This is a genomic window from Pseudomonas sp. GW456-12-10-14-LB2, assembly GCF_002884345.1.
Classification (GTDB): Bacteria; Pseudomonadota; Gammaproteobacteria; order Pseudomonadales; family Pseudomonadaceae; genus Aquipseudomonas; species Aquipseudomonas paraglycinae.
On sequence record NZ_POHV01000038.1, the window covers coordinates 1 to 13309 of the forward strand.

The window sequence follows — 13309 nt, forward strand, 5'->3', positions numbered from 1 at the left end:
CCAACCCCCCCCCACGGCGGCCCACCTCGGTGGGCCGTTTTTTTATTTGGCGGGCCAGAACCGCTCGCCACCCCCCGGCGCTTCCGTCCACGCTTGCAACGAGCGGGTCGGCAAATCGAAGTAATCCCGGGTCCGCGCATAACCATGGCCGCCCATGCGCCCGATCGCATCCAGCCCCAACTGATCGATGTACAGGGTTTTCGGATCGATCAACTCATCGCGCACATGCGCCATCAACACTTCGCCAAAAATGATCTCCCGTGACTGACCGATGTTCAGCGCCATCATCCGCCGACATTCCAGCGCCACGGGTGCTTCGCCGATTCGCGGGCATTTGACCGAGGTGCCGGGAATCGCTGTCAGCCCTGCTGCGGTCAACTCATCGAAGCCCGGCGCGAACGGCACGGCGCAGACGTTCATGGCTTCCACCAAGGCATCGCTGACGATGTTGACGGTGAATTCCTGATTCATCTGGATATTGCGCGTGGTGTCCTTCGGGCTCTGATCGCCGTAGTTCTCGACGCCGAGCGCGAGAATGGGCGGGTCCGCCGACAGCGCATTGAAGAAGCTGAACGGCGCGGCGTTGACCCGGCCTTCGGCGTCGATGGTGGTGACCAGTGCAATCGGGCGCGGGACCACGCTGCCGATCAGAATCTTGTATTTTTCCCGTGGACTCAGTTGGCTGAAGTCGAAGCTGTGCATGGCAGTGTTCTCTAAAGAAGTGGATCGATGGCGCTCAACGGCGCTTCGGCGCTGTAGTCGTCGGCGAACGGAATGGCCGGTTGGAACAGGGTTTTCCAGTCCGGTCGGCCAAAGGCCCGGTCGCTGTGGCTGCGCATCAGTTTTTCGTATTGGCGCTGGGCCTGGCGTTGCAGAGTGGGGTAGTCGACGCCGTTGACCTGACCGTCGTGCATCACGCAGCGACCGTCGATGAAACTGGCGATGCAGTCGTCGCCGTGCCCGGCCAGCAGCAGGTTTTTCAGTGGATCGAACAGCGGGCCCAGGTGCAGACCGCGCAGGTTGAAAACGGTGATATCCGCTTTGGCGCCGGGGGCCAGGCGACCGAGGTCGTCGCGGCCCAATGCCTTGGCGCCGCCGAGGGTCGCGGCGTTGTACAGATCGAGGCTGCTGGTCAGTGCCGAGCCGCCCTCCATCAAGCGGGCGATGTTCAGACCGTGGCGCATGTTGGCCAGCAAATCCGCCGGCCAGGTGTCGGTGCCGAGGGCGAAGTTGATGCCTTTGGCGCCATAGCGGCCGAACGAATTCAGTGCTTCGCCATCGCGGGCGAACACCAGTGGGCAGTGCACCAGACTGGCGCCGCCGTCGATGACCCGTTGCAGATCGTCATCGCCCGAGGTGTAGATGCCGTGGGGCAACAGGCTGCGCGGGTTGAGCAAGTCCAGCTGCTGCAACCAGCCCAGCGGCGTAGTGCCGCGCAACTGTTCGACCATCGCCACCTCACCCAGCGCCTGACAGCAGTGCAAACGCATCGGCGCGTTCAGCTCGCGACTCAATGCGGACGTGCGCTTAAGCAGCGCCGGGGTGCAGGTCTGGATGCGATCCGGCAGCAGCGCACCGCGAATCAGCCCGGCATGCGCACCATCGAAATCCTTGAAAAACCGTTCGGCCGCATCCAGTCCCGCCAGGCCCCGAGCCTCATCCCAGTGGTGGGCGAGGGTGCCGTCGGCGCGCCAGTAACTCATGCCGCTCATGTAGCAGGGGCCGAGGTACGTGCGCAGGCCCAGCTCGCCCGCCACATCGGCCACAGCCGCGAACTCGTCGTAGGTCTCCGCCCATTCGCGGTAGTACATCGAGGTGATCGGCATCGCCGTGGTGATGCCGTTGCGGATCAACTGGGTGAAGGCGTAGCGGTACTTGAAGACTTCTTCTTCGGGGCTGAACGACTCACGCGGGCCGGCCGCCAGATACTCCGCCGACCACATCCGGCCCATCGCGCGCTCGTCGCCGTTGTCCAGGGTCAGTACCGTGGAGTCGAGATCGCCGAGGGCGTCGAGGTCGATGAAACCGGGTCCGATCAGCGCATTGCCGTAGTCGATCCACTGATCCACCGGCCCTTGGTAACCGCGCCCGACAAACTCGATGCGCGAGCCGGCGAACACCACTTCACCGTCACGCCACAGCACATGCTGCGTGCCGTCGAAGCCGACCACGCAACCGGCCTTCAGGCCGATCCGTTTCACAGACGGCTGCCCAGCAGACGACCGCCGCTGGCGATCAGTTCGCCGCCGCGATAGACCTGGCGCACAGGGCGCGAAACCACGGCTTCACCGAGGGTTTCGACCGGCATCAGCAGAAAATCCGCAGGCTTGCCGATGGCGAAGCCGTAATCCTCGATCCCCAATGCGCGCGCACCGTTCACCGTCGCGGCGTCGAACGCCGCCGCCAGTTCATCGTCCTTGCCCAGGTCGAAACGGAACGCCAGCAGCATCGCCCGTTCCAGCATGTCGCCATTGCCCATCGGCGACCACGCATCACGAATACCGTCGGAGCCCAGGCACACGTTGACCCCGGCCTCACGCAGCGCCAGAAACGGTGGAACCGCGCAATCGGCCGGTGCCGAACTCATCAGCGAAATCCCCAGCGCGGCGAGGCGTTCGGCGACCGGTTTGACCTGGCTCCACGGCAACATGCCCAGGCAATAGGCGTGGCTGATCATCACCCGGTTCTGCAGGTTGAAACGCTCGGTGTAATCGGCGATCCGGGCGATCTGCCACAGGCCCAGTTCTCCTTTGTCGTGCAGGTGAATGTCGACGCCACGCTGGAACTCGCTGGCCAGTTTGAACACGAAGTCCAGTTGCGCGATCGGGTCGTTGTCGATGCCGCACGGGTCGAGCCCGCCGACGTTTTCCACGCCCAGGGCCATGGCTTCGCGCATCAGTTCGGCGGTGCCGGGGCGGCTGATCAGGCCGGTTTGCGGGAACACCACCAGTTGCAGGTCGATCAGGTCGTTGTAGGTTTCGCGCAGTTGTTGCATGGCCTCGACGTGGCGCAGGCCGAATTCCGGGTCGATGTCGACGTGGCAACGCATGGTCAGCGAACCCCGGGCGATGCAGTTTTCCAGCAGCGCGCCGGCGCGTTCGGCGATCGGCGCTTTGACTTCACGCAGGACGCGGCGCTCGTTGCTGATGTAGTCCTTGAGCGTCGGGCCGGCGCTGTTCGGGCGCCAGGGTTGGCCGTACAGGGTCTTGTCGAGGTGGACGTGGCTTTCCACCAGCGGCGCGGTCAGGAGCTGGTTCTGGCCGTCGATGTCGGTGGCGGCCAGCGGGGTGCTGGAGGCCGGGCGGCGTTGGGTGAACTTGCCGTTTTCGATCAGCAGGTCTTCGGCGGGGGCGCCGTAGGGGCGGATGTTTCTGAGCCAGCGGGGGTGGGACATGGGAACCTCGGTGTTCTTTGAAATTTTTTCCCTCACCCTAGCCCTCCCGAAACGTCGGACCGCCCGGAGGGAGAGGGGACCGAATGGGGGATATTGAAGAGCTACGCCGACCTGAATGAACGGCTCTGAATCCATAATCGACCAGGTCTTTCAGGTCGGCGGACAGCGCAAGACAACTCGGTCAGTCCCCTCTCCCTCCGGGAGAGGGCTAGGGTGAGGGGGCTTCCAGGCCGATCCGGGAGTTGGGCGTTCAGATAAACCAGCGATCCATGATCAACCCTTAAGCTTCGACCAGATCCGATCCTGCAGCTCTCGCGCCTTGTTGCTGCATTCCTTCTCCGGCCGCAGCCGCGAGGCGTATTCCTCGGGCATGTTGATCGCGTCCATGACCTTCCATTTCGCATCCAGCAACTGATCGCTCTGAATCCCGTTGGCATAGGCAATCGCGTTGGACACGGCCGCCGCGTTCTCGGGCTTCATCATCCAGTCGATGAAGATCTTCGCGTTCCCCGGATGCGGCGCGCTTTTCGGTACGGCGAAGTTGTCCTGGAACATTGCCAGGCCTTCTTTCGGGTACACGTATTTGATCGTGCTCTTCTGCAACGTGGCGCGGGCCGTCGAGCCGTTCCAGTTCTGCATCATGATCACTTCGCCCGAGGCCATGCGGTCGACGGTGTTGTCGGAGCTGTACATCTTCAAAAACGGTTTCTGTTTTTGCAGCAGCTCGAGGATGCGCTTGGCGTCCTGCGGGTTTTCCGTGCATTCGTCGACGTTCAGGTAATGGCTGGCGGCGTTGATCACGCTGCTGGAAGTGTCGAGGGCGGCGAGCTGGCCTTGCAGTTCCTTGCGCGGTTCGAAGAATTCTTTCCACGAGTCGTCGAGCTTGCCGCCGGGTACGCGGGCGCTGTCATAGGAAAATCCGGTGGTGCCCCACAGATACGGCGCCGAAAACTTGCGGCCCGGGTCGAAGCTCGGGTCGCGGAACGGGCCTTTGACGTACTGGAAGTTGTTCAGGCTCGGGGCGTCGATTTCCAGCAGCAGATCCTGCTTGATCAGCGTCTGCATGATCGACTGCGACGGCACGATCACGTCATACGCCGCGCCGCCGGCCTGCAACTTGGCGAGCAGGGTTTCGTTGCTGTCATAGCCGTCCATGGTGACCTTGATCCCTGTCTCCTTTTCGAACTTGGCCAGCAGGTCCACCGGGTAGTAATCGGTCCAGTTGTAGAAGAACAATTGCTTGGGCTCGGCCGCGTGGGCGCTGAACGCGGTGAAACAACTCAGGGCCAGACCGGAAATTGCCAAACGCATGCTTTTGGTTTTCATGAACAGAGCGCTCCAGGTTTATTGTTGTTTGCCGCGTTGGCCGAGCCAGAAGGCCAGCACCACCAGCACGATGGAAATCACCAGCATCAGGGTCGAAATCGCGTTGATCTCGGGCGTTACCCCGGCCTTGATCGCCGAGAAGATGTACACCGGCAACGTGGTCGAACCGGGCCCGGCGACGAAGAAGGTCATGATGAAATCGTCGAGGCTGACCACGAACGCCAGCACCGAACCGGACAACACCGCCGGCCACAGCAGCGGCAAGGTCACGCGGCGGAACACCTGCCACGGGTTGGCGTACAGATCGTTGGCGGCTTCCAGCAGGCTCTTGTCCAGATCGTTGAGCCGTGCGCGGATCGGCAGGTAGGCGAACGGAATGCAGAAGCCGATGTGCGCGACGATCACCGTCATCAGCCCGAGCTTGATCCCCAGCGCCATGAACAGCAGCAGGGTGGCCACGGCGGTGACGATCTCCGGCAGGATCAGCGGCAGGTTGATCCCGCCCTCGACCATTTTCTGTCCGTAGAACGGCCGGTAAGTCGCCAGGGCTGCTAGCAGTGCAATGGTCGTGGCGCAGACTGTGGCGATGGTCGCGACGATGATCGAGTTCAGCGCCGCCGTCTGGATCGACGGGTTGGCCAGGATCCGTCCGTACCAGGCGAACGAGAACTCGGTCCACACCGTCGCCGAGCGGTTGGCGTTGAAGCTGTAGGCGATCAACACCAGGATCGGCACGTACAGGTAGGCGAGGATCAGCAGGCTGATTTCCCGGGTCGCCGGGAGTTTTTTCAGGTGCAGAGAGATCATGCTTTCGCTCCCCGGTTCAGGGTTTTCGCCGTGCTACGGCTGTAGAGGGCGTAGAGCACCAGCGACAACAGCAGAATCCCCAGCAACAGGAACGACAGCGAACTGCCCAGCGGCCAGTTGCGCGCGGTGCCGAATTGCTGCTGGATCAGGTTGCCGATCATCAGGGTCTTGCCGCCGCCAAGGATCGCCGGGGTGATGAAGGCGCCGAGGCTCGGCACGAACACCAGCAACGCGCCGGCAATCACCCCGGGCATTGACAGCGGCAGGATGATCCGGCGCAGCGCATGCCAGCGGTTGGCGCCCAGGTCATAGGCGGCTTCCACCAGACGCCAGTCGAGTTTTTCCAGGGTCGAGTAGATCGGCAGGATCATGAACGGCAGAAAGCTGTAGACCAGACCGACGCTGACCGCGAAGTCGTTGTAGAGCAGGGTGATGCCACCGGCGCTCGGAAACAGCGCGTTGAGGCTCTGGGCGACCCAGCCCTGTTCGCGCAGGATGATCAGCCACGCGTAGTTGCGGATCAGCAGGTTGGTCCAGAACGGAATGGTGATGAGCAACACCATCAGATTGCGTCGGCGCGGAGTCAGGCTCGACATCCACAGCGCCACCGGAAATCCGAACAGAAAGCACAGCACCGTGGTGCCACTGGCCTGGAACACCGAGCGCAACAGCGCCTGGGCGTAGACCCAGTTCAGCTCCAGTTCGCCGTCGAAACCTTCCTGGAAAAACAGCTGCACGTAACTCTGCAGTTGCCATTGGGCCTGCCAGTCAACGCCGCCGTAGGTGTTGCGCGGCAGCAGGCTGATGTAACCCATGATCCCCAGCGGAATGGCGATCAGGGCGAGCAGGGTCAACACCACCGGGCTGAGCAACAGCGCGCGGTTGAGGGAGGGGGACGTGCTGCTGACGCTCATCTCAGGCCTCCATCAATAGGCAGGCTTGGGGCGGTAAATGCACCGCCACGGGCTCGCCGACTGCACGACCACGGTTCAGCCCTTCGTTGTTTTCCCGCAGCATGACTTTGATGTCGTTGTTCAAGCGGCACTGGTACAGCGTCGCGGTGCCGACATACAGAACCGCCTCGATCACACCGCGAAGATGATGCGGCTGATCCGCTGTGACCAGTTGCGAGCGCTCGGGCCGAAATGCCAGTTGCACGCTGTTGCCATTCACGCCCTGTGGCGGGCAGGGGATTTCCACCGGCATGCCGTTGGGCACGAAGATGTTTTCGTTGTGTTCGCCGCGCTTGAGTTCGCCGGGGAGGAAATTGATGTCGCCGATGAACTGGGCGACGAAGCGGTGCTGCGGTCGTTCATAGATGTCGGTCGGGGTGCCGATCTGCAGGATCTTGCCGGCGGACATCACCGCGATCCGGTCGGACAGGGTCAGGGCTTCTTCCTGATCGTGGGTGACGAAGATGAAGGTGATCCCGGCTTCCTGCTGCACGCGCTTGAGTTCGACCTGCATTTCCTTGCGCAGCTTCAGATCCAGCGCCGACAGCGGCTCGTCGAGCAACAGCACTTTCGGCTTAGGCGCCAGGGCCCGGGCCAGAGCGACGCGCTGTTGCTGGCCGCCGGATAATTCCGCCGGTTTGCGCCCGGCCAGGTGCTCCATCTGCACCAGCGCGAGCATTTCGTCGACCCGTCCCGGAATCGTCTTGCGATCAAGACCCTGCATCTCGAGGCCGAAGGCGATATTCTGCGCGACACTCATGTGCGGAAACAGCGCGTAACTCTGGAACACCGTGTTGACCCGACGCTTGAACGGCGGCAGGTGATTGACCGTTTCGCCCGCCAGACGGATCTCGCCGTCGCTGACGTGTTCGAAACCGGCAATGGTGCGCAGCAGGGTGGTCTTGCCGCAGCCCGAGGGGCCGAGGAGAGTGAAGAATTCGTTGTCGGCGATGTTCACCGAGACGTTATCGAGGGCCGGCGCCAGGCCTGAATCATCAGAATACCGCTTGGATACGTTACGCACTTCAATGGCTATTGGTTGACCCATAATGGTGCAATCCTCTAATTATTGTATGCAATATCTGAATGCAATTTAGAAATACCCGGATTAATCTGCTTGCGCAACCCCCCATTTCCCTGACTGAGTCGTTCGTCGGGCAGCGTTGCCAGCATTGAAGGAGTTTTTGAATGACCGAGAAAAAAACGGAAACCACGGTCGACCGCGTCTACCAAGGGGTTTACGAGGCGATCAGCAAGCGTTCGCTGCGTCCGGGGATGAAGCTGGGCGAGGCGTCGCTGGCGGAATTGTTCAATGTCAGCCGCACGTCGGTTCGGGCGGCGCTCAAGCAATTGGAGGCCGACGGACTGGTCACCACCGAGCCCAATAAAGGTGCGTCGGTGTCGCTCCCCAGCGATGAAGAGATCCGTTCGCTGTTCGAAACCCGCCGCCTGATCGAGATCGGCATCGTCACCGAACTGTGCCGGCGCAAGGACTCTGCAGTGATGCAGGACTTGCGCGATCACTTGCTGCTGGAAGACGAAGCCCACGAAGCGGGCGATCACGAGCGGCTGATTCACCTGCTCGGTGAGTTCCACATCAAACTGGCCCGCAGCCTGAACAATCCGGTGTTGCTCGACTGGTTCCAGAAGCTGATTTCCCGTGCCTCGCTGTACGCCGCCGCGCTGGATGACGACAGCCACGAAGCTTGCCGCGACGACGAGCACCTGCGGCTGATCGAGTACATCGAGGCCGGCAATCAGAGCGCCGCGATCGAGCTGACCTGCATGCACCTGGACGGCATCCAGAAGGCGATCCTCGACGTCGCTGCAAAGATGAAGAGCGGCTACCATCCGCTCAAGCACCTGATCGAGGTCTGAGCATCGAGCCCAGGTGAAATCGGCTATACCTCTAATGAAACCATCGCTGCCCGGCGCGCTCGAAACAGACGGGCGCGGCGTTTGAACGCGCAGCGATAGAACCGGACCCACCACAAGGCGTTGAAGCAGCCAATGCAGTTTTTATCCGATAGCCATGGGTGTGACGGCTGGCAAGGCGAGATGGCCGGGCGGATCCGTGCGTTCGACTGGAGCGGCACGGATCTGGGCCCCCTCGAAACCTGGCCGGCCAGCCTGTGCAGCACGGTCCAGCTGATGCTGGCTTCGCCGCTGCCGATGGTCATGCTCTGGGGCCATGCCGGTTACATGATCTACAACGATGCCTATTCCCGATTTGCCGGTGGCCGGCATCCGTATCTGCTGGGGGTGCCGGTAGAACTGGGCTGGCCGGAGGTCGCTGACTTCAATCGCCATGTGGTCGACACCTGTCTGGCCGGCGGCACCCTGGAATATCGCAATAAGGTCCTGGTGTTGCTGCGCGATGGCGTACCCGAGGATGTCTGGCTCGATTTGTATTACAGCCCGGTGGCCAACGATGCCGGTGTGCCTTCGGGCGTCATGGCGATGGTGGTGGAAACCACTGAACTGGTGCTGTCCGAACGCTTGCGTCAGGCTGCCGAAGATGCCTACCGCGCCGACAACGAACGGGTGCGCCTGGCGCTCAATGCCGGGGCACTGCTTGGCTCGTTTGTCTGGGACGTCAGAAACAATGTGCTGTCGGCCGATGAGCGATTTGCCCGCACATTTTCCTTTCCGCCGGATCAGGACCTGACCAACCTGCCGCAGCACGTTACCGAGGCGCACATTCATCCCGACGACCGCAGTTGGGTGCAGGAATGCGTCGAGAATGCGGTGCGCACCGGCGAGCCGTACAACGCCGAATACCGCGTGATACGCGCTGATGGCAGTTTCCTCTGGGTGCTGGCCAGCGGTTGCTGCGAGTTCGACGAGCAGGGACAGCCGTTCCGTTTTCCCGGCGTGCTGATCGACATCCACGAGCGCAAGATCGCCGAAGAGTCCCTGCTCAAATTCACCCGCAATCTCGAACAACGGGTGGCTGATGAAGTCGGCGCGCGTCTCTCCGCCGAAGAGCAACTGCGCCAGTCGCAGAAACTCGAATCCATCGGCGGCCTCACCGGCGGCGTGGCTCACGACTTCAACAACCTGCTGCAAGTGATCGCCGGCAACCTGCACCTGCTGGCGCGACATGAACCGAACAACGCCAACGTCCAGCGCCGGGTCAGCGCCTCGCTGGCGGCGGTGGAACGTGGCGCCAAGCTGTCTTCGCAACTGCTCGCGTTTGCCCGGCGTCAGCCGCTGTCGCCGGCGGTGTGCAATCCCCGGCAGATCTTCGAAGGCGTCGGCGAGTTGCTGCAACGAGCCCTGGGCGAAACCATTCAGATCGACGTGCAGCTGCCGGAAGATCCGTGGCACATCAACGTCGACCGCAATCAACTGGAAAACGCCATTCTCAACCTGGCGATCAATGCCCGGGACGCCATGAAGGGCGAGGGCACCATTGTGCTCGGTGCCTCGAATCTCTCACTGGATCGGGCGTTCTGCTCGGGCAAGGGCATCGTGCCGGGGGATTTCGTCCGGGTTTCGGTCAGTGACAGCGGCGTCGGCATTGCCCCGCACATACTCGAGCAGGTGTTCGAACCGTTCTTCACCACCAAGGCCGACGGCCAGGGCACGGGCCTCGGCTTGAGCATGGTGTTCGGCTTCGTCAAACAGAGCGGCGGGCATGTCGAGATCGACAGCCAGGTGGGCCAGGGCACGCGAGTGCAGTTGTATTTCCCGCGCAGCCTGCGCCCCGTGCTCGATGACTCGCCGAGCGTCAATCATCAGCAGGCGGGTGGTCACGAGACGATCCTGGTGGTCGAGGACAACGAAGCGGTGCGCACCTCGGCGGTCGAGCTGTTGCGCGAAGAAGGCTACCGCGTGCTGACGGCGGGCAATGGTGACGCGGCCATGCAGATGTTGATGGAAGGCGCTCGGGTCGACCTGATCTTCACCGACGTGGTCATGCCCGGTCTTATCAAGAGCTCCGATCTGGCGGCGTGGGCCAAGGTGCAAGTGCCGCCGGTGGCCGTGCTGTTCACCTCGGGGCACACGCGCGACATCATCTCGCGCAACCACCAGCTCAGCCCCGACACCCATTTGCTCGGCAAACCCTATGGCCCCGAAGCACTGCTGCAGATGATCCGTTCCGTGCTCAGCACCTGAGCTCCAATCCCCTGACCAAGGCTGGCCGATGACTTCCAGACGCAATTCCAGTTCTGCCGCCGGCATGGTTCGCGTGCGCGGTGCCCGTGAACACAATCTGAAGAACGTGGACGTCGACATTCCTCGCGATGCACTGGTGGTGTTCACCGGGGTGTCGGGTTCGGGCAAGTCGTCGCTGGCGTTTTCAACGCTGTATGCCGAAGCCCAGCGGCGCTATTTCGAATCGGTGGCGCCCTATGCGCGGCGGCTGATCGATCAGGTCGGCGTGCCGGACGTCGATTCCATCGAAGGCCTGCCACCAGCCGTGGCCCTGCAGCAACAGCGCGGCACGCCGAGCACGCGCTCGTCGGTGGGCAGCGTGACCACGCTGTCGAGCCTGATCCGCATGCTGTACTCGCGCGCCGGCAGCTATCCGCCGGGGCAGCCGATGCTCTACGCCGAGGACTTCTCACCGAATACGCCGCAAGGCGCCTGCCCGCAGTGCCATGGATTGGGGCGGGTGTACGAAGTCACCGAAGCGCTGATGGTGCCCGATCCGAATCTGACCATCCGCCAGCGCGCCGTGGCCTCCTGGCCGCTGGCCTGGCAGGGACAGAACCTGCGCGACATCCTGGTGACCATGGGCATCGACGTCGATATTCCCTGGCGCAAGCTGCCGAAAAAACAGCGTGACTGGATCCTCTTCACCGAGGAAACACCGACCGTTCCGGTGTACGCCGGGCTGACGCCGGAAGAGACCCGCGTCGCCCTCAAGCGCAAGATGGAGCCGAGTTATCAAGGCACCTTCACCGGCGCCCGGCGCTACATCCTGCACACCTTCACCCATTCGCAAAGTGCGCTGATGAAGAAGCGCGTGTCGCAATTCATGCTCGGCAGCCTGTGCCCGTTGTGCGATGGCAAGCGCCTCAAGCGCGAGGCGTTGTCGGTAACGTTTGCCGGGCATGACATCGGCGAGTTGTCGCGCATGCCGTTGCTGCAAGTCGCCGAAGTCTTGAAACCGGTGGCGGACCCGAGCTGGCTGGAACACGCCGATGAAGCCGGCGAAACCCTGTCCCACAGCCAGACCCGCGAAGCCCGCCAGCAGCGCGTGGCCCATGGCGCCAGCGGCCACGCCAACGCGCCGGACGTGCGCCATACGCCGAACCTGTCGCTGGAAAAACGCCTGGCCGCGCAGCGCATTGCCGAGGACTTGCTGGACCGGGTCAGCACCCTGACCGATCTCGGGCTCGGATATCTGGCGCTGGAGCGCAGCACGCCGACCCTGTCGTCCGGCGAGTTGCAGCGACTGCGGCTGGCCACCCAACTGGGCTCGCAATTGTTCGGTGTGATCTACGTGCTCGACGAACCTTCCGCCGGCCTGCACCCGGCCGACGGCGAGGCCCTGTTCGAAGCGTTGCAGCGTCTGAAGGCCGACGGCAACAGCGTGTTTGTGGTCGAGCACGATCTGGACACCATGCGCCGCGCCGACTGGCTGATCGACGTCGGCCCGGCGGCCGGTGAAAAGGGCGGGCAGATTCTCTACAGCGGCCCGCCGCCGGGGCTGGCCGCGATCGCGGACTCGCAGACCCGCGCCTATCTGTTCGCCGAACAGCAACGTTCGACCCGCACTGCGCGCAAACCATCGGGCTGGCTGAAGCTCGACGGCGTCACCCGCAACAACCTGAATAACCTCAGCGCCGAATTTCCCCTGGGCTGTTTCACCTCGGTCACCGGTGTTTCCGGTTCGGGCAAATCCAGTCTGGTCAGCCAGGCGCTGCTGGAACTGGTCGGCGCGCAGCTCGGGCGCAGCGTCAGTGACGCCGAGCCGGAAGAACTCAACCTGGAAGACGATACCCCGACTGCCAGTACCGGCCAGGTCAGCGCCGGGCTGGAGTCGATCAAGCGTCTGGTGCAGGTTGATCAGAAACCCATCGGCCGCACCCCGCGTTCGAATCTGGCGACCTACACCGGGCTATTCGACAACGTGCGCAAGTTGTTCGCCGCGACCGACGAGGCGAAAGCGGCGGGTTACGACGCCGGGCAGTTTTCCTTCAACGTCGCCAAGGGTCGCTGCCCGACCTGCGAAGGCGAGGGGTTTGTCAGTGTCGAGTTGTTGTTCATGCCCAGCGTTTATGCGCCGTGCCCGACCTGCCATGGCGCGCGTTACAACCCCGAGACCCTGGCCATCCTTTGGCAGGGCTTGAGCATCGCGCAGGTGCTGCAGCTGACGGTGGACGAAGCAGTGATGGTGTTTGCCGAGCAACCGGCGATCCGCCGTTCGCTGGAGGTGCTGCGTGATATCGGACTCGGTTATCTGCGCCTCGGGCAACCGGCGACCGAACTGTCCGGCGGCGAAGCCCAACGGATCAAGCTGGCCACCGAGCTGCAACGCAGCCAGCGTGGCGCGACGTTGTATGTGCTGGATGAACCGACCACCGGGTTGCACCCGCGCGACGTTGACCGCTTGCTGGAGCAGCTGGATGCGCTGGTGACGGCGGGGCACACGGTGATCGTGGTCGAGCATGAAATGCGCGTGGTGGCGCAGAGTGACTGGGTGATCGACATCGGCCCGGGTGCGGGGGATCAGGGCGGCAAGATCGTCGTGGCCGGGACGCCGCAGAAAGTGGCGGCGAGCAAGAAGAGCCGGACTGCGCCGTTTCTTGCCCGTGCCTTGAACCGATAACTGAGTCGCCTGACACACCGCCATCGCGGGCTTGCCCGCGATGGC

Annotated in this window: 10 protein-coding genes; 3 read left to right on the plus strand and 7 right to left on the minus strand. The window is 62.9% G+C overall.

Going from position 1 to position 13309, the window contains the following annotated elements; translation table 11 throughout:
- Positions 1–42: 42 nt before the first annotated feature.
- From C1X29_RS22910 to C1X29_RS22940, 7 genes are all read right to left on the minus strand, one after another.
- Positions 43–702 (minus strand): flavin reductase family protein, encoded by a 660-nt coding sequence (locus tag C1X29_RS22910; RefSeq protein WP_085745460.1) that lies wholly within the window; start codon positions 700–702, stop codon positions 43–45.
- Between the two features lie 11 nt (positions 703–713).
- Complete coding sequence (locus tag C1X29_RS22915; protein WP_102718434.1) at positions 714–2201, minus strand: amidohydrolase family protein; 1488 nt, start codon at positions 2199–2201, stop codon at positions 714–716.
- The gene (locus C1X29_RS22920) at positions 2198–3394 is read right to left on the minus strand and encodes an amidohydrolase family protein (protein ID WP_102718435.1); all 1197 of its coding nucleotides are present in this window, start codon (positions 3392–3394) and stop codon (positions 2198–2200) included. The genes C1X29_RS22915 and C1X29_RS22920 overlap by 4 nt, the downstream gene beginning before the upstream one ends.
- A gap of 273 nt (positions 3395–3667) precedes the next feature.
- Positions 3668–4720, minus strand: a complete 1053-nt coding sequence (locus C1X29_RS22925) for an extracellular solute-binding protein (protein ID WP_007959451.1) — start codon at positions 4718–4720, stop codon at positions 3668–3670.
- An 18-nt stretch (positions 4721–4738) separates the two neighbouring features.
- Positions 4739–5527: an ABC transporter permease gene (locus tag C1X29_RS22930; protein WP_007959453.1), complete on the minus strand. Its 789-nt coding sequence runs from the start codon at positions 5525–5527 to the stop codon at positions 4739–4741.
- Positions 5524–6441 (minus strand): ABC transporter permease, encoded by a 918-nt coding sequence (locus C1X29_RS22935; protein ID WP_102687599.1) that lies wholly within the window; start codon positions 6439–6441, stop codon positions 5524–5526. Before C1X29_RS22935 ends, C1X29_RS22930 begins: the two co-directional genes overlap by 4 nt.
- A 1-nt stretch (position 6442) precedes the next feature.
- Positions 6443–7528 (minus strand): ABC transporter ATP-binding protein, encoded by a 1086-nt coding sequence (locus C1X29_RS22940; RefSeq protein ID WP_102718436.1) that lies wholly within the window; start codon positions 7526–7528, stop codon positions 6443–6445.
- A gap of 140 nt (positions 7529–7668) precedes the next feature.
- Here C1X29_RS22940 and C1X29_RS22945 point away from each other — a divergent pair, with 140 nt between their 5' ends.
- From C1X29_RS22945 to C1X29_RS22955, 3 genes are all read left to right on the plus strand, one after another.
- Positions 7669–8358, plus strand: a complete 690-nt coding sequence (locus C1X29_RS22945) for a GntR family transcriptional regulator (RefSeq protein WP_102687600.1) — start codon at positions 7669–7671, stop codon at positions 8356–8358.
- Between the two features lie 132 nt (positions 8359–8490).
- The gene (locus tag C1X29_RS22950) at positions 8491–10602 is read left to right on the plus strand and encodes a PAS domain-containing sensor histidine kinase (protein ID WP_102687601.1); all 2112 of its coding nucleotides are present in this window, start codon (positions 8491–8493) and stop codon (positions 10600–10602) included.
- 28 nt (positions 10603–10630) lie between these two features.
- Positions 10631–13264 carry an excinuclease ABC subunit UvrA gene (locus C1X29_RS22955; RefSeq protein ID WP_102718437.1) on the plus strand — a complete coding sequence of 878 codons (2634 nt, stop codon included), beginning with the start codon at positions 10631–10633 and terminating at the stop codon, positions 13262–13264.
- Positions 13265–13309 lie beyond the last annotated feature (45 nt).